The organism is Streptomyces sp. NBC_00637 (genome assembly GCF_045161545.1).
Lineage (GTDB): Bacteria > Actinomycetota > Actinomycetes > Streptomycetales > Streptomycetaceae > Streptomyces.
Genome location: NZ_CP109046.1, coordinates 8,265,606 through 8,282,897, shown reverse-complemented (window position 1 = coordinate 8,282,897; position 17,292 = coordinate 8,265,606). Strand labels below are relative to the sequence as shown.

Below are 17,292 nucleotides of genomic sequence, written 5' to 3'. Positions count from 1 at the left end.
TGAGTCTCGAGCGCCCTCCGCGGCGATATGGACGGGTACAGCCTGGTCCCCTGGAGTGTGCGGGCGGGACGCCGGACGCCGTCCCGCACGCGCCCCCGGGCCCGTCGCCGCACCAGTGGTGCCGAGGACGGCCCCTACCGACCAGATGAATGGAGACGAATTTCTGTGAGCACGGTGCTGTTGGTGCATGCCAAGGGTGGTCCGCCGCTCGGCCATGTCCTGTCCCGGACGGCTGCGAGGGCGGACGTGCACCTGCTGGCGCTCAGCGCTCTTCCCGCCGCCGTGGCGGGTTCTGCCGCCGGACTGTGCGCCTCGGTCACGACGCCGGACGACGCGGGCCGCGGCGACCTGGTCTCCCTGATCGTCTCGCGGTCCCAGGAGGTGGGCGCGGACGCCGTGATCACCTTTTCCGAGTACGCGGTCGTGGCCGTCGCCGAAGCCTGCGAGAAGCTCGGCCTGCCGGGCGCGGGCGCGGCCGCCGCACTCGCGCGCGACAAGCGGCTGATGCGCGGCACCTGGCAGCGAAGCGGCCTGCCGCAGCCCGCGTTCCGCCCCGTCGCCACGGAGGCGGATCTGCAGGCGGCGGTGAACTCCCTGTCCTGTCCGCTGCTGCTGAAGGCGGCCTGGAGCGCGGGGTCCACCGCCCACCAGATCATCACCTCTGCCGGCGAGGCGTCCGCCGCCTGGGCCCGCTCCCGGCAGGTCATGGCGGAGTCCGCCCGGTTGGGATACGCGGAGCTGCATGTCGCCGAGGCGAACGCCGACTTCGTGGTCGAGGAGATCGTCAGCGGCACGGCGGCGGACTGGTTCGACGAGCCCGGCTGGGGCGACTACCTCAGCGTCGAGGGCGTCGTGGCGGACGGTGTGTTCCACCCCGTCTGTCTCAGCGGCCGGATGCCCACCGTCGAGCCCTTCACCGAGCGCGCCGGCATCACCCCCGCCCTGCTCTCCCGGGACGCGCAGGACCGCGTCGTGGACCTTGCGCGCCGCGCGGTCGACGCGCTGGGCCTGCGCGACTGCGGGACGCACACGGAGATCAAGCTCGGCCCCGACGGGAGCATGTGGCTCATCGAGACCGCTGCCCGGTTCGGCGGTGCGATGACGGTGCCGCAGATCGAGGAGGTCTTCGCACTGGACCTGGTGGGCATGCTCGTCGACCACCTCCTGGGACGCCCTGTCGCCTGGCCGGAGCAGGCTCTGACACCGGCGCAGGGCCGGGGTGCTGCCGGCTCCCTCGTCGTCCTCGCGGTCGACGGCCGCGGCGAGGCATGGCGGGACCGCAGGGTCTGGGACTTCCCCGTGGTCGCGTCGGACGTGCCGCTGAGCCCGGACAGCGAGCTGTCGGTGGTGGCGGAGAGCTCCCTGCCCGACGGCAGTGTCGTGCCGGTCTACGACCCCGCCGCGGGTGCCAACACCATGGCGGCCCTGTGCCTGCTCTCCGCCGCCGACCCGCGGACGGTGCTGCGGGACTTCGAGACCCTGGTGGACGCCCTGCCCCGGGTGCTGCCCGCCGCGCAGTCCGAGGAGGTCCCCTCGTGAGCGTCCACCTGACCACCGGTGCCGCCGAACCCGCCACGGACCGCACGGTCGTCGGCGAGAACCTCTCCCTGCCGCTCTTCCGGACGCTGTCGGGAGTCCTGGCGGGTCACCCTTACCTCAAGGTCGTCGTCGACCGCGCGCGGAACACCTGGCACCTGCTCGACACCGGCGCGCACCCCTTCCACGTCAACTACGTCGCCACTCGCGTACTGGGCATGGACCTGGCCACGCTCGACGCGCAGCTGGACGCGTTCAACGCCTCTGTCTACACCGATCCCGAGCGCCGGTTCCTGCTCGGTGTGCTGTCCCTGCACACCGAGCAGGAGGAGGGGAGGGAGCGGCCCTTCCTCGTCCTGGAGACGACCGAGGCCGACACCATGCACGGCGAACTGCTCGCGTTCTTCCACGCGTTCGTGCGGGCCCGGGTCGACAGCAGGCTGCCGCTGCTGCTCAAGCCCGCCAACCACGGGCAGGAGGAGGAGCTGTCGGCGATCAGCGAACAGCGTGTGCCCCGCATCCTGAGCCACGAGCTGTTCGGTTCCCGGGAGCGCACACCGCTCAACCCCGGCGAGGCCACCGGTCGACTGCGGTTCTTCCGGACCGCCGAGGAGTACACGGCGGCGGAGACCGGGCTGGGCTGGGCGGACATCGTGGCGATGCCCTGCCTGCCCGACGACGTGCCGCGTGTCGCCGGGTTCATCAACACCGCGCCGATCACGCCCCTTTCGCACACCAATGTCCTCGCCTCCGGGTGGGGCATCCCCAACGCGATCGTCCGCGACCTGGAGCAACTCGTCGACAAGGACGGTCTCGACGACGCGTGGGTGCGCTACCGGGTCGACGAGGACGACATCTCCCTGCAGCGCCTCGACCACGAACCCGACCTGCGGGCGCCGGCCTGGCACCAGCAACGCATACGCCTCGAACCGCCACTGCTCGAAGACGCGCCCGTGCTGTCCCTGCACCGGCTGCGCAGTGCCGACCGCGACCGCTACGGCACGAAGGCGGCCCACCTCGGCGAACTGCACCACGTCCTCGACAGCCGCACGGTGGACCTGACCTCCTTCTACGGCCGGCCCCGTCCGCCGCGTGAGGACCTCTACGGCCACCTCGCCGCCCGCCTCGGCCTCACCTCCGCCACAGCCGAGCAACTCCGCCACAAGGCAGCCGAGTTCGTCGCCGAGGCGGTCGGCGCCCCGGAGGGCGTCGCACTCCCCTTCGCACTCCAGCAGCGGTTCCTCGCCTCCTCCCCCGCCCTCCAGCAGGGCATCGGCAAGCTGAAGATGGCCCTCGAACTCGACGCCACCGACGTCCTGGACTCGCTGTGCCTGCACCTGCAGCACCTGATCCGGCACACCCCCGTCCCCGAGGCGGTCACCCGGCAGATCGACCAGGCCTTCCCCGCCGCGGCGGCCTCGCGCGGACGGCTGGTGGTGCGATCCTCCTCCAACGCCGAGGACCTCCCCGGTTTCTCCGCGGCGGGCGTCTACGACTCCGTCACCACCGTCCACGGCACGGGCGAACTCCTCGACGCCGTACGCCAGGTATGGGCCTCCCTCGTATCGCCCCGCAGCGTGCGGCTGCGCCACCAGGTCGGCATCTCCCTCGACGACACCTACATGGGTGTGATCATCCAGGAGTACGTGCCCGCCTCCCTGGGCGGCGTCCTCGTGACCTGCAACCCGACCCGCCGGGAGGACTTCCGCAACGTCTACCTCAACTGTTCCCCGGGCTCGCCCGAGCAGGTGGTCGACGGGACGGTGCTGCCGCAGCAGTACCTGTACAACACCGTGGAGGGCGGCGGCCGTACCGTCGCGCTGGGCTCGTCGGGCCAGAAGCTGTCCGCCGACGTCCGCGCCCGGCTCGCCGACCTGTCCCTGACCGGACGGCTCCTGCAGTCCCACTTCAGCGCGACCGACGTGGACAAACCCCTCGACATCGAGTGGCTGATGACCGAGCAGGGCGACTTCCGGCTGGTCCAGATCCGCCCCTACGCGCTGTGAGGGTGCGTGCCGGCCGGCCGCGCCCCGGCATCGGAGCGGCCACTGGCCCGACCGACACCGCCCGCCGGATCATCCGGCTCAACTACGGCTTCCAGCTGCTGTTCAACCTGCTGTGGTGGATGCCGGTGTTCTACGCCTACCAGAAGGCGGCCGGCCTCTCGGACGGACAGATCTTCGGCATCCAGAGCATCTACTACGTGGCCTTCTGCCTGCTCGAGATTCCGACCGGGCTGATCGCCGACCGGATCGGAACCCGCAACTGCCTGCGGGCCGGCGCGGTGGTGATGACGGCCGCGAACCTGGCCCCGGTGGTCAGCGCCTCGTACACGGGGTTCCTCCTCCACTTCCTGGCCATCGCCGCCGGCCGGTCGCTCACCTCGGGCGCGGCGAGCGCCTACCTGTACGACGGGCTGCGGTCGCAAGGGTGCGACGAGCAATACCTGCGGGCGGAGGGCACCGCGCGGGCCCTGGGGCTGGCGGCGAAGGTGGTGTGCTGGCCGCTGGTCGGGCCCTTGATGGCTCTCGCGCACCCGGCCCCGTACCTGCTCAGCGCCGCGAGCGCGGCAGGCTCCCTCGTCTGCGCCATGCTGCTGCCCCGCCTCGCCGGAGCGGAAGCCGGAGCGGACACGGGCCGGCGTGACGGCGGGCGCCGGGGTGGCGCCTTCCTGCGGGACGCGGGGACCGCGCTGCGCTGCGTCGCCTCCTCGCCATGGCTGGCGCTGGTGATGGTGCAGGGCGTGGCGGTCTTCACGCTGTCGCGCATCTGCCAGGTCAATCTCTTCCAGCCGATCCTGCTGGACCACGGCATCGGCGAGGCCTCGCACGGTGGGGTACTGGCCGCGATGACCGTGGCGGAGGCGGTGGCGTCCGCGCGGCCCCAAGGGCTCAGCCGCAGACTGCCGCCGGTCGCCTGGGTGTCCGTCCTCAGTCTCGCGCTGGCGGGCACCCTGGCGGCCATGACCCTCGGCGGGCCGTGGGTCGTCGTCGTGCTGCTCTGCCTGTTCGCCGCCGCCACCGGGTTCGCGTTCCCGGTCCAGCGCAAACTGGTCAACGACGCGGTTCCCGCGCACGCACCGCGGGCCACCCTCCTGTCGGTGGAGAGCATCGTGGACCGCGCGGTGTGCGCCCTGGCCGCGATCGCCGCGGGCGCGTACCTGTCGGCCGGGCATCTCGACGCCCTGCTGTGGCACAGCGCACTGGCCACGGCGGTGCTGCTCGGAGCCTTCCAACTGCTGCTGCGCAGCGGGGTGGTCTCCTACGGGGGCCGGGATGGGGATCGGGCGGTGCCACAGCGGGCGGGCGCCCGCGCCGGAGCCGGTGGCCTCGCGTCGGCGGAGGTGGACGACGGTGCGCCCGACCTGGCGGACGCAGGGGACGCCGACCGCAAGGAGGCCCTCGAACCGAACCAGACTCCCGGATACCACGAACGACCCGACGACCTGACGCCCTGACGCCCTGACGCCCTGACGCCCTGACGCCCTGACGCCCCGAGGGCAGGGTCTGACTCGTCGGCCGTGTCGGGTCACCTAGACCGTCGGGCCACCGGCGGATCAGCCTGGCAAGCGGCGCCGGCACGGTAGCCGTGGCGCAGGCGCCGATCCGTCGTCGTACGCCCCGGGACCAAGGGCGTACGACGACGGGCGGTCCCGGCTGCGGCTGCGGCTTCGGTCAAGCGAGGCGACGTCCGAGGAGTTCGACCAGTCCCGCCGGCAGGAACGCGGGCCGCTGCGGCAGACCGATCTGGTACGCCACGTAGCCCAGCGAGGAGGCGACGGACACCTCCTGGGCAGTCTCCGCCTGGTAGACGACCCGGCAGCCGGCCGAGTCCTCCTTGGCACGCTGCCACAGGACCGGGGACGGCTTGCGTTCGGCCTCGGTGCGCGGTGTACGGATCCGGTCGCCGAAGTCCGCCCACGCAAAGGCCGCCGGGCCCCGCCACGTCGCGTCCACCTCCCTCCGGAGCCGTGCGGCACGCTCCGCGTCGGTCGTGCCCCAGGAGGCCGGGACATTGGTGATCAGGCCGACCTTGATGTGGCGTGCCCGCAGGGTCCGCAGGTACGAGGACGCCCCGGGCAGGTAGGTGGTGCTGCCGTCTTCGGCGGTGTGCACCAGGGTCTCTCCCAGGTCGAAGTACACGACGGGACAAGCCCGTTCGCCGTGCGCGGGCTTGGCGACGGCCGCACCCGGGCCCTCGTCGGCCTCCTCGGGGGCTGCCGCGATCGCCGGCGTACAGAGCAGCGTCGTCGACATCAGGGCCGCGCCCAGTGCGAGGCCCACACGGGCCGAACTGCTGAAGGCGGATCCGTTCATGCACACCGTCCCTTTATTGCTCTGGACATGACATGTTAATGCCTCTGCGCGGCAGGAGCCCGTGCCGCTGCTCCAAGGATTCGGGTGTGCGATGGCGGCAGCGCCAACGCGTCGACGAGGGCGGCCGACCCGCCGGAACGGCCGATCCGGTGCGGGGTCCACCGGCGTGCCTCGGCCGTCAGTGGGCTCCGGGGCTCAGCCCACCTTGCGCCCTCGCATCGGCTCGGTGGCCTCGCCCTCACCGGCCCGCAGTCCCAGCAGAAATTCTTCCAGCACCTCCGGCGCCGTGTGCTGTGGATGCCAGCCCAGCTCGACGCGGGCACGCGTGCAGTCCATCAGAGGGAGCCTGAGCACCGCGTCGAAGAGGTGCGGGGAGGCCGGGAGGAGGCGCAGACCCCAGGCGGCTGCGATCGCCGATCGGGCCGCCGTCCGGGGCAGGCGCACCGGGCGGGCGTCGAACATCTCGCCGAGCAGCTCCGCGTCGAGGGCCGGCTCGGCGGCCAGGTTGAAGGCGCCGCGCACTTCGGTACGCAGCGCGAGCCGGTACGCCTCGGCTGCGTCGTCGGTGTGCAGTGCCTGGACGCGCAGTCCCGGAATGTCCGGCAGGAACGGCAGCAGTTCGGGGCGTGCGACCGGGCCGGGCAGGAACCGGCCGCCGAAGATGCGCCGCTGCTCGCTCGCCGACTGCCGCTTGAACAGGAACGCCGGCCGCATCCGCACCACCCGGATCCCGGGATGATCGCGCTCGAAGGTGTCCAGGGTCCGCTCGAGGTAGGCCTTCTCCCGGCAGTAGGCGGCGTCCGGCCAGCCGTGCGTGGGCCAGGACTCGTCCACCGCGTGGTCCTTCGGTCCCGGCGAGTACGCGCCCACCGAGGACGCGTGCACCAGGACGGGCACCCGCGCGGCGGCCACGGCCTCGAAGACCCGGATGCTGCCCAGGACGTTCGTACGCCAGGTCTCCGCCGGATCGTGTGTGGGCTGGAACGCCCAGGCCAGGTGCACGACCGCGTCCGCATCGACGAAGGCGGCGGCGAGATCGACCCGGTCCGAGGCCAGGTCGACGGCCGTCCACTCGGTCTTGCGCGGCGACCAGTCCGGGATCCGCCGGGACAGACCCCTTATCGAGGCCACGTCCGGGTCCTCCGAGAGAAGCCGCACCACGCTCGTGCCGACATTTCCGGTGGCACCCGTGACGACGACCTTGCTGCCCGTTGCGCTGCTCACCTTCGACTCCTCTCGCCGGTCCTCGCAGGCACCGGCCGAGTACCCGGCCCCGCCGGGCGCACGCGGTGCCCCGGTTCACCGGCCGAACGCGGTCCGCTACGCCGAGCCGGCACAGCACCGGCCGGCCGATGTCCTGGACGCGGCCCGCCTGCTGCGGCCCGTCGACCGGCGCCGGCCGGCCCTGGCGAGCGGTGGCTGAAGGACCTGTCCACCATGACGGCGGTGGCCGAGCGGATCGCCCAGGCTGTGGGGGACGACACGACCCGGGCCGGACGGCTGCCGGCCGAGACCCATGCCCCGGCCAGTCGTGCACGCGCACCCCGGCAGGCCTGGGGCTGGGACGGCCGCCCTTCCCCGAACCGTCCATCGTCGACGCCACCGGCGAGCGGGGCTCAGCAACGCGGCTGCTGCGACAGCGATGCGAGACCGGCATGGTCGCCCGCGGCCTGGATCGCGACGATCGCTCGCTACGGCAGCTCGACTACGAGCTGGCCGTCCTCGGCCTCCTGGGCTTCGAGGGGTACTTCCTGGCCGTGGCCCACGCGGTGATCCCTCCAGTCCCTGGCGTCACTGCTTCCGCTGTCCCGGCACGAACGGGCCGGTCGCGGGAGCCACACACATGTCGACGACCGTCTCGGTGCCCGCCGCAGAGCCGGCCATACAGAGCCGCCCGCCACGGTCGCGCAGATCGAGGGAGAACCGTGTGGCAGTGCCCGACTGCTCAAGGCCATGGATGCGCCCGTCGGTGTAGCCGAGATCGTTCAGTATCGTCCTGACGTCGGTGGGCGTGGGATTCTCCAGCTCCCAGAAGGCCTGGGTCACACGCTCCTCATGGAGGTTCCCCGCGCACCATTCACGGGCGCTCAGCTCCACCTCCGGCCCGGCCGTGGGGGCGATCGGCTCGACCGCGTCGCTCGACAGTGTGGCGCCGGACGGCAAGCCGTTCGCAGGTCCGGACGGCGGCCCCTGCGGCGGGCCGTCGGCGGGGCAGGGCGCCGCGACCTCGTCCAGCATCTTCGAGAAGGCCGTACTGGGCCGGTCCTTCGCTCCGCCTGCGGGAGTGCTCAGGCCGGCGGTGGTGCCGGCGTGCTCGGTGCCGCACGCGGCGAGTCCCACGGTGGCCACAACTGCCGTCACAAGTGTGATGCACGAGCGGCGCAAGGCGGGGGCGGCAGTGCTGACCAGCTGGGAAGTTCGTCTCATGAGCCCAGTATCGAAGCGAGCCACGACGTCGGCATGAGTGCGTCTACTCAGGTGAGCAGGGGCATCACACTCAGCCCGGGTACGGCGGGAAGCCTGCCGCCCGGTTCATGCAGGGGTGCCTTGCTCCGGACGAGGTGGCGTGCCGGCAGCACCGGCCAACGGGCGTCGGGTGAGACGATCACGGGATGCCACTGCCTCAGCCCGATGATCTGACCTCGCTGGTGCTGCGTGCCGACTTTGATGACGACGGAGCCTGGGACACGGTTCGAGCTGCCCTCGACACGGCCGCTGAGTACCCGCATGCCACGTATGTCAGCGAGCTTCGCTTCGCCGACGTGGGGGTCCAGGCCTTGATGGATGAAGAGGCCGCTGCGGATGAAGATGCCCAGATCATGCACGTCTTCCTGGCAGACACGACCACCATGAGGGATCCAGCCCGTCCGCTTCTGGCCGTGGATCTCTCGGACGAGCCCGGGCGAACATTCAGGCTCCCCGCTCAGTGGTTTCCAGACGTCTCCGCCAACCTAAGCATCGCCAACATGGACTTCGCCGAGTTCGCCGACGCCGTGGACGGAACAGGAACCTTTCGCGGCTTCGACGGGAGCTGACACTTTCGCCGGAGTCCTGTCCCGACCAGCGATCCGCGGCGACCGACCCATTTCGCCTCGGCATCGATCATGACCTGCACGTTCGCCGAGACCAGGCTTTCGCGTGAGCAATGTTGCCGGGCAGCGGGCGGGTACCTGTGGTTGCGTGAAGTCGCTCGAACTGCCGCATCCGCAGTCCCGTAGCAGGGATACGGCCTTCCGGCGCGTTCGCTGTGCAGCGAGTCCGCCTCAGGACTGCCGAGCTGAACGCGAGGGTGGAGGGCCAGAACTGACGTCGGCCGTGGCGACGCACCGCATCCAGGCGCAGGAACGTCTTCCGCGGGTCGATCACTTTCGCGGCCGGTCCCGCTCCCGGGCGGCCTCAGCCCGCTGCCTTCTTCACAAGGGCGCTGATGAGCTGTTCGTCGGCCGCGGTCAGCTCCTTCAGGGCGTAGGCGGTCGGCCACATCGCGCCCTCGTCGAGTGCCGCCTGGTCGCTGAAGCCGAGGGTGGCGTACCGCGACTTGAACTTCTCCGCGCTCTGGAAGTGGCAGACGACCTTGCCGTCCCTGGCGTACGCGGGCATCCCGTACCAGAGCTTGGGCGCGAGGCCGGGAGCGACGGTCTTGACGATCTCGTGGATCCGCTCGGCGAGAACCCGGTCCGCTTCCGGCATCTCGGCGATCTTCGCGAGCACGTCCTGCTCTGCCGCCGCCTCCTTCTCCGCCCGGGAACCACGCCGCGCCGCCGTCTGCTTCTGCTCGTGTGCGTGCTCCTTCATCGCGGCCCGCTCCTCGGCGGTGAATCCGTTGTACGTCTCGGCGGCCGTGCCGGAGTTCTCGGCGGGCGACTTCGTGGAGGGCATGGCAGGTTTCCTCTCGTACAAGGTGAGACAGGGCGGTGCGAAAGTACAGGATCGGAAGTCAGGACGGTGTGGAGGCGGGCGGCGCGGCGGCCTCCCAGGCGAAGCCGTCCGGGTCGGTGAAGGCGTCGGCGGTGCCGCCGAGGACGATGCGGTGCGAGCCGGTGCCGTCGGCGGGGACGCCGAGGTCCTTGGCCAGCGCGGGGCGCTTGTACAGCGCCAGCTTGACGGGGCTGGACTGGCCGGGGGCGAACTCGGCGTACTTGCCGCCGAAGCTCTTGGCCACGGTCAGGCCCCGGCCTACGTAGAACTGCTTGGTGGCCTTCACGTCCTCGACACCGAGCAGCAGGACGACCTCGTCGATTTCGCGGGTGGCGGGGCCGGTGTCCTTCTTCGCCGAGGTCGCGATCTTCCAGATCGTCCCGTCCGGGGCCTGGACGACGCCGCCGTAGCCCCACAGCGACTTCGTGGCGGGCTTCAGCACCGCGGCACCGGCGTCCACGGCGGCGGCGACGAAGCCGTCGACGGTGGCCGGTCCGGACACCGTGAGCGCCAGGGTGAAGCCGCGAAATCCAGTCGAGTGCGCCTCGGACGCCCGCAGGCGTATGTACGTGTCCACGCCGAAAGCGCTGTGGAAGCGGCGGGCGGCCTCGGGGTCGGCCACCTCGAGGGTGACGGACGCGAGGATCGTGTGGGCTGCGGTGGAAGTGGTGGTTGCCATGTCCATCACGCTAAGGGCTGGGCAGTGGCCGGGGCTTCTCCATTCCTGACCGGTCTCGCCGGCCACCGGCCTCGGCGCTGGTGGGCTCGGGGACAGAGCCATGCTCGTGCAACCACAGGGAGCTGAGGAACTGTACAACCGACCCCCCGGAACGCAACCTGAACCCGGCCCGAAGGCGGCCCGAACTCAGACAGTCCCAGGTATCACCAGGCCCGACTCGTACGCCACGATCACCAGCTGTGCCCGGTCCCGCGCCCCCAACTTGCCCATGATCCGGCTGACATGGGTCTTCGCGGTCAGCGGGCTGAGTCCCAACGCGTCGGCGATCTCGGGGTTGTTGAGACCGCGCGCGACCAGCGCGAGCACCTGCCGTTCCCGTTCGGACAGCCCGCTCGGGCCGCCTACCGCGGATGTCGTCCCGGTGTTCGGCGCGCGCAGAAAGCGGGCGATCAGCCGCGAGGTGGGACCGGGCGAGAGGAGGGACTCCCCCGCGGCCACCGTCCGGATGGCGTCGAGGAGTTCGGTCGGCCTGACGTCCTTCACGAGGAAGCCGGACGCCCCGGCCCGCAGTGCCTCGACGATGTTCTCGTCGGTCTCGTACGTCGTCAGGACGAGCACCTTCACCTCCGCGAGATCCTCGTCGGCGGCGATGAGCCGGGTCGCCTGGATCCCGTCGAGGTCGGGCATGCGGATGTCCATCACGATGAGATCGGCCCGCGCCGACCGGGCCAGCACCACGGCCTCCCGCCCGGTGCCCGCCTCGGCGACGACCTCCATGTCGCCTGCCGACGAGACGAGCATCGCGAAGGAGGCCCGTACGAGGGTCTGGTCGTCGGCCAGCAGTACGCGGATGGTCATCGAACCTCGTCCTCCCGGGACAGCGGCAGTGTGGCGGTCACCTCGAAGCCCTCGGCGGTCCCCGGACCGGCGTCCAGTGTGCCGCCCACGCTACGGGCCCGCTCCCGCATTCCGATGAGCCCGAACCCCGGCGTGCCGTCGGACGGGCCCACCCCGCCGCCCGAGCCGTCGTCCCCGCCCGTCCCGTCGTCCCTGACACTCACCCGCAGTGCGCCGTCCGCGGTCCATAGACCCACTCGCACGGTGAGGTCCTCGCGGCCGCCGTGACGTACGGCGTTGGTGAGCGCCTCCTGCACGATCCGGTACGCGGCGGCGCCTACGGAGGGCGGGACGCCGTCCGCGCGGACGGACAGTTCCACCTTGGCCCCGGCCACCCGGCCGGTCTCCGCGAGATCGGCCAGCCCGTCGATCCCGGGCAGCGGCCCCCGCATGTCCTCGGCCCCGGAAACAGAACCGGACACGGAACCGGGCCCCGCTCCCGGATCCGCGCCCGCTCCCACGACCGTGTCAGGCGCCCGCAGCACCTCCAGCGTCGTACGCACTTCCGCCCGGGCGGTCCGGCAGGTCCCCGCGATGTCGTCCAGTGCCTGGGCGACGGCCTTGCGGTCGAGGCGCTCGGGGTCGGCGGCGAGGACGTGGGCCGCCACGGACGTCTGCACGCCGATGAGTGTGATGCTGTGGGCGAGCAGGTCGTGCAGGTCACGGGCTATTCGCAGCCGTTCCTCGGCGACACGGCGCCTGGCCTCCTCCTCCCGGGTGTGTTCGGCCCGTTCGGCCCGCTCGACGATGGAGGCGACGTACCGGCGGTAGTAGCGGACGTCGATACCGATGAACAGGACCGCGATGACCCAGCCGGAGATCTCCAGGGACTCCGGTGCTCCCTCGGGGTTGGTGAGGCCGTTGCCGATCGCTGTCAGGCCGAGGACGGCGGCACCGGTGAGCAGCGTGCGGCGTACGGCACCGGTCGCCGCGACGGTGTAGAGCGCCAGGACGGTCGCGGGGATGGGCGGGGCGGGGTTGTAGTCGAGGGCCTGGTACGGAGCCACGCAGGCCACCGCCCCGAGCAGGGCCACCACCGGACGGCGGCGCCGCCATACGAGGGGCACATGCCCGGCGAGCAGCAGCGTCCAGCCAAGATGGTCGGGCCGGATCCCTTCGCCGCCCATCAGGGCGATGGCTACGGCGAGCACGGCGACGCACAGGGCGAGGACCGCGTCGTTGCGGGTGCGGTGCGGTGCGGTCAGCGGTTCGCGGTTGATGGCGGACATGATGCGCTCGACGCGACGGGACCGCCCGCCGCGACCGGCCGCCGTCTCCGCCGCCGACCGGTCGCGTACCCCTGTGGTCGTTCCCCGTTCTTCCACGGCTCCATCTTCCGGTACTCGTGCGGGAACCCGGGCGCCCCTACGGAAGGAGGGGCGCCCGGGCGGGCCCGCCGAATCAAGGTGCTCGATCGGCGTGCCGGATCAGAGCGTTCGATCAGAGTGCTCGATCGAGGCGTTCGATCAGCGTGCTCAGGGTGCGCCGACGGTTTCCGCCTGCCGCGGCGGCTCGGCCGGTCCGGCCGGTGCGGTCCGTTCGGCCGGGTCGGGCTCCCGTGAGAGCACGCCCGGCCACCACACCTTCCGGCGCAGGGCGACGCTGGCGCTGGTCACCAGGTACGTCCGTACCAGGAAGGTGTCGAGCAGGACGCCGACGGCGATCACGAAGCCGAGCTGGACCAGCTGCACCAGGCCCATGTTCGTCAGCACGGCGAAGGTCGCGGCGAGGACCAGTCCGGCGGAGGCGATGACGCCGCCGGTGGTGCGCAGCGCGGTGAGTGCCGCCGCGGTCGGTTCCGCTCCCGCGAGGGACTCCTCCCTCATCCGATGCATGAGGAAGATGCCGTAATCGACGCCGAGGGCGACCAGGAACACGAAGGACAGCAGTCCGAGCCCCGGATCGGTGCCCTTGAGGCCGAGGAGCGGTTCGAAGACCAGTCCGCCGATCCCGAGGGAGGCGCCCCACACCGCGACGACCGCGACCACCAGGAGCAGCGGTGCGACCAGACTCCGCAGCAGCCCGATCAGGATGAGCATCACGGAGACGAGGACGAGCGGTACGACGATCTTCGTGTCCCGGGCGTTGGTGACCTCCAGGTCGATCTGCTGGGCACTGTCCCCGCCGACGTAGGAGCCCTTCAGTTCGTCCCGCAGGGACTTGATGGTGGCGGTCTCCCCCGCCGACTGGGGTGCGCTCTTCGCGAAGACGGAGATCTCGGTCCAGCCGTCTCCCGTGCGCCCCTTCTCCGCGCTGCCGACGCCCGGTGTGCCACGGACGGTCGCGAGGGTCTCGTCGGCGCGCCCCTGCGGGGTGATCACGTCGATGGGCCGGCTGCCCTGCCCGGGATAGGACTTGGCAAGGGTCTCCATCGCGACGACGGACTCCGGCTTGTCGACGAAGGCGTCCTCCTGCTTGAGCGGTCCCGGCAGGTTGAGCGAGCCCAGCGCGAGGGCGCCGAGCAGTAGGGCACCGCTCGCGAGTACGGTCAGCGGCCTGCGTCCGGCAGAGCTGCCCATCACCGAGAACAGGCTCCGCCGCTGCTTGGGCGTGCTCCCGAAGACGGGCACGAGCGGCCAGAACACACGCCGTCCGACCACTACGAGGATGGCGGGGAGCAGGGTCATCATCGCGATCAGCGCGCACAGCACACCGACGGTGCCGAGCGGGCCCATGCCCCGGCTGCTGTTGAGGTCGGCGGCGAGCAGGCACAGCAGTCCGGCGGCGACGGTGCCTGAGGAGGCGAGCACGGCGGGCCCGCAGCCGCGCAGGGCGGCGACCATGGCCTCGTACGGTCGCTCGAAGCGCCGCAGCTCCTCCCGGTAGCGCGAGACGAGCAGCAGCGCGTAGTCCGTGCCCGCCCCGAACACGAGGATCGTCATCACACCCGAACTCTGCCCCGAGACGGTCGTGCCGAAGGCCTGGTTGAGGCCGTAGGCGACACCCATCGACATGTAGTCGGCGATCCCGGCGACGACGAGGGGCACGAGCCACAGCACGGGGCTGCGGTAGATCAGGATCAGCAGTACGGCGACGACGGCGACGGTGGTGTAGAGCAGCGGTCCGCCGAGCGAGTCGTAGACCGCGCCGGAGTCGGTGGCCAGCGCGCCGGTGCCGCCCACGTCGACGCTCAACCCGCCTTCGCCCCGGGCGACTTCGCGGACGTCGTTGACGAGCTTGTCCCGCCGCTCCTCGTTCGCCCCGGGCTCATTGCTGGCGACCGGGTACATCAGGGTCGTGCCGTCCTTGGACGGAATCCCCTTGGGAGCACCGCCGATCAGCTCGTGCTGCCGGGTGATCTCCGCGACCTGCCCGGCCGCGGTCTTCCGGTCGGCGGCGCTGAGCCCGCCGTCCCGGTGGTAGACGAGCACCATCTCGGTGGTCTCGCCACCGGGCAACTTGTCCTCGATCTTCGCCGCTCGCGTCGAGTCCGCGCTCGCCGGCAGGTAGTCGGTGGCCTTGTCGTGCTGCACGTCGGCGAGCTTCGCCGCGAACGGCCCGACGAGCGCGATCACGGCAATCCACAGCCCGAGCACCGCCCATGGAACGGCTCGCCTGCGTCCCGTCCTCGTCGTGGTTGTCTCTGCGGCCCTCATTGACCGGTCTCCCTCCGGGTGACGTCTGCTTCGGTCCCCAGACTTCCGGTGCGAAGCACGGCTTTCGTCGGGCGGGAGGGCGAGGTGACGCGTACTGCCGGGGGTGACGGCAGGTGGGGATTACTCCCTGGGGAGTAATCCGCGGACGGCGCCGCCCCGGAAGGGGCGCGGGGAACCGCGCGATCAGCCCTCATCGACCCACAGCGGAAATGGACTGTCGTGGCCGCCGCTTCATCGCACCGCTCCAGCGCACGGCCCCGGCGCCGCAGGCCCACGCGCGTGCCCCGGTGGACCCCCTCGGGCGGCCCTGCTGTCCCGCTGCGGGCGGCGGGACAGCAGCTCCTGGGCCAGAGTGCCCGGCGAGGCCATCGACCTGCACGCGATGCACTGGTCCGACGAGTTCTAGGGGGTGAGGAGCCCAACGGCGAAGCGCCCCTCGAGAGGGGCGGGCGGGCCGACGATGGCGGGAGCCGGGAGCCCTGGAAGGGGGCAACGCCCAGAACCCGAGGACCGGCACCCGCAGTGCCGGCCGGTCTCTTGTCACCTGCCCGTCACACAGCGACACCTATGTGATCAGCGTGCGGTAGCCGTGATCGACATTCGGGGCGCCGGGACTTTCCGGTGCCGGGTCCGCGGCTCGACAGCTGGGTCAGGCGTCCAGGCTGAGTTCGGCCCAGACCGTTTTGCCAGGGTGGCGCGCGCTGACGCCCCAGCATTGGGCGAGTCGTTCGAGGAGCTGCATGCCGAAGCCGCCGGGCTCGGTGTTCTTGGCGGCACGTATGCGCGGACGAAGGTCGCTGTCATCGCTGACCGCGATGCGCAGCAAGCGGCCGTTCCAGGTAAGCCGGATCAGGGGTGGGCCTGCGCCGTGGCGGATGGCGTTCGTGATCAATTCCGAGACGAGCAGTTCGGCGGTCTGGATCATCCCGTGCCGGCGCAGCGGCTCGCCGAAACCTTCCACGCAGTCGCGGACCCAGTGCCGGGCGGCCGCGATGCTCGCCGCGACCGCGGGGAAACGTGACTCGCATGATGAGGTGGTCGGTTCGCCGTTCACGAAGTTTCTCCAGCTTCGGTGGCCGGTTGCCGCTGCTCCTGACGCTGCACAACCGGTGGCAGTGCCATCTTTCGGGTACCCCGGCTTGCCTGGTGAACCATCCAGGTCTGCCAAACGACTGGCAGATCCTGTGAAGGGCCGTGCACGGGGAGATCGACGGGACCGGTGGTGGCGAGCCGTAGGGCGCCGGCGGAATCAGATTCCGTCACAGCGGGGGATCGGCGTGAGTCTCTCCGAGGGCCGGGCGTTGGGCGCGCTGTCCCGACGGTTGCTCCGGTATGTGCGCCGCCTGGGACAGGCGTGGGGCTTCGTCGGTGGCGCAGCCGCATCGCCTTCACCGCCGCCGTCACCCCCATCCGGCCCGTCGCCGGCGCGCTGTGCGCAGTGCCGGCCAGCCTGATGAATGAGCGGAGCGGCGCCGACTGACCACCCGTCTGCTGGGATGATCACCGGTCAGCGGGTCACGCTCCGACGAAGCTCACCGTTTCTGTCATGTCCGCCCGCCCCGTACGCAGCCGGGGCACGCCTACTTTCTCGAATCCCACCGAGACACCGCAGAACAGCACGAGATCGTCATCGGCTCCGACCATCCGGCTGACGGTCTCGCGATACATCGTCCACATCACCTGCGGGCAGCTGTGCAACCCTTCCGCCCTCAGCAACAGCATGACCGTCTGCAAGTACATCCCTGCGTCCCCCCACTGCCCCGGCCCCATCGTCCGGTCGAGGTAGCAGAACAGCACGACCGGCGCCCCGAACGCCTGAGAGTTCAAGGCAGCGATCTTCACGGGCCGGGCGGGATCGTCACGCTCGATCCCCAGTGCCTCGTATCGCTGGGCGGCCGCAGCGGAAAATCGCTCCAGGTACGGTGACGCCAGTCCGGCCGGGTACATCGGATACTCCCGCTCATCACCCGGGTCTCCCGCCAGTGCCCTGACCGTCGCACGCTTCTTCAGCTCGGCCAAAGGCTCGCCGGTCACGACATACACATGCCACGGCTGAAGATTCCCGCTCGACGGAGCCCGCGTCGCTGCCGCCAGCACTCGTTCGAGAACCTTCCTGGACACCGGCTCATCGCTGAACGCCCGCACAGCCCTGCGACTGTCCACGGCTTCATACACATCCACGTCTTCTCCGTCCTCCGAGGAAGATCCAGACGACGACGCTTCATTCATCGCCCCGGACTTGCTGCTGAGCTTCTGGCGTCCGTTCGCAGCCGGCGATGAGCCGGAAGAAGAACGGGGCTACGACTTCGCGTGCTCATGCCGAGTTCAGGGTGCTTGCGGGAGCGGACGC

The 17,292-nt window shown here is 71.0% G+C and carries 15 protein-coding genes; 5 read left to right on the top strand and 10 right to left on the bottom strand.

What is annotated here, in order from left to right:
• Positions 1-165 precede the first annotated feature (165 nt).
• The 3 genes from OG440_RS36600 to OG440_RS36590 are packed head-to-tail and all read left to right on the top strand — an operon-like array spanning position 166 to position 4,993.
• Positions 166-1,539 (top strand): acetyl-CoA carboxylase biotin carboxylase subunit family protein, encoded by a 1,374-nt coding sequence (locus OG440_RS36600; RefSeq protein WP_406011054.1) that lies wholly within the window; start codon positions 166-168, stop codon positions 1,537-1,539.
• Positions 1,536-3,542 (top strand): PEP/pyruvate-binding domain-containing protein, encoded by a 2,007-nt coding sequence (locus tag OG440_RS36595; protein ID WP_406011053.1) that lies wholly within the window; start codon positions 1,536-1,538, stop codon positions 3,540-3,542. The genes OG440_RS36600 and OG440_RS36595 overlap by 4 nt, the downstream gene beginning before the upstream one ends.
• On the top strand, positions 3,539-4,993 hold the full coding sequence (locus OG440_RS36590) for an MFS transporter (RefSeq protein ID WP_406011052.1): 1,455 nt from the start codon (positions 3,539-3,541) through the stop codon (positions 4,991-4,993). Before OG440_RS36595 ends, OG440_RS36590 begins: the two co-directional genes overlap by 4 nt.
• Positions 4,994-5,210: 217 nt before the next feature.
• Here OG440_RS36590 and OG440_RS36585 read toward each other — a convergent pair whose 3' ends face one another.
• Together OG440_RS36585 and OG440_RS36580 are read right to left on the bottom strand one after the other, a co-directional pair.
• Positions 5,211-5,852, bottom strand: a complete 642-nt coding sequence (locus tag OG440_RS36585) for a hypothetical protein (protein WP_406011051.1) — start codon at positions 5,850-5,852, stop codon at positions 5,211-5,213.
• Between the two features lie 195 nt (positions 5,853-6,047).
• Positions 6,048-7,076 (bottom strand): SDR family oxidoreductase, encoded by a 1,029-nt coding sequence (locus OG440_RS36580; RefSeq protein ID WP_406011050.1) that lies wholly within the window; start codon positions 7,074-7,076, stop codon positions 6,048-6,050.
• Here OG440_RS36580 and OG440_RS36575 point away from each other — a divergent pair.
• Positions 7,042-7,275, top strand: coding sequence for a hypothetical protein (locus OG440_RS36575; protein WP_406011049.1), 234 nt, complete (start codon positions 7,042-7,044; stop codon positions 7,273-7,275). The two genes, OG440_RS36580 and OG440_RS36575, sit on opposite strands and share 35 nt — an antisense overlap.
• A gap of 368 nt (positions 7,276-7,643) precedes the next feature.
• Here the strand turns inward: OG440_RS36575 and OG440_RS36570 are convergent, their stop codons facing one another.
• On the bottom strand, positions 7,644-8,279 hold the full coding sequence (locus OG440_RS36570; protein ID WP_406011048.1) for a hypothetical protein: 636 nt from the start codon (positions 8,277-8,279) through the stop codon (positions 7,644-7,646).
• A 185-nt stretch (positions 8,280-8,464) separates the two neighbouring features.
• Between OG440_RS36570 and OG440_RS36565 the strand changes: the two genes are divergently transcribed.
• Entirely contained in the window at positions 8,465-8,887 is a 423-nt protein-coding gene (locus OG440_RS36565) for a DUF6924 domain-containing protein (protein ID WP_406011047.1), read from the top strand.
• A gap of 361 nt (positions 8,888-9,248) precedes the next feature.
• Here the strand turns inward: OG440_RS36565 and OG440_RS36560 are convergent, their stop codons facing one another.
• From OG440_RS36560 to OG440_RS36530, 7 genes are all read right to left on the bottom strand, one after another.
• Complete coding sequence (locus tag OG440_RS36560; RefSeq protein ID WP_406011046.1) at positions 9,249-9,731, bottom strand: iron chaperone; 483 nt, start codon at positions 9,729-9,731, stop codon at positions 9,249-9,251.
• A 58-nt stretch (positions 9,732-9,789) separates the two neighbouring features.
• Positions 9,790-10,455, bottom strand: coding sequence for a glyoxalase (locus OG440_RS36555; RefSeq protein ID WP_406011045.1), 666 nt, complete (start codon positions 10,453-10,455; stop codon positions 9,790-9,792).
• A gap of 180 nt (positions 10,456-10,635) precedes the next feature.
• On the bottom strand, positions 10,636-11,307 hold the full coding sequence (locus tag OG440_RS36550) for a response regulator (protein WP_406011044.1): 672 nt from the start codon (positions 11,305-11,307) through the stop codon (positions 10,636-10,638).
• Positions 11,304-12,671: a sensor histidine kinase gene (locus OG440_RS36545; protein ID WP_406011043.1), complete on the bottom strand. Its 1,368-nt coding sequence runs from the start codon at positions 12,669-12,671 to the stop codon at positions 11,304-11,306. Before OG440_RS36545 ends, OG440_RS36550 begins: the two co-directional genes overlap by 4 nt.
• 150 nt (positions 12,672-12,821) lie before the next feature.
• Positions 12,822-14,942 (bottom strand): MMPL family transporter, encoded by a 2,121-nt coding sequence (locus tag OG440_RS36540; RefSeq protein WP_406011042.1) that lies wholly within the window; start codon positions 14,940-14,942, stop codon positions 12,822-12,824.
• Positions 14,943-15,591: 649 nt separating this feature from the next.
• Positions 15,592-15,996, bottom strand: coding sequence for an ATP-binding protein (locus OG440_RS36535; RefSeq protein ID WP_406011041.1), 405 nt, complete (start codon positions 15,994-15,996; stop codon positions 15,592-15,594).
• Between the two features lie 461 nt (positions 15,997-16,457).
• Entirely contained in the window at positions 16,458-17,123 is a 666-nt protein-coding gene (locus OG440_RS36530; protein WP_406011040.1) for a nitroreductase, read from the bottom strand.
• Between the last annotated feature and the right edge of the window lie 169 nt (positions 17,124-17,292).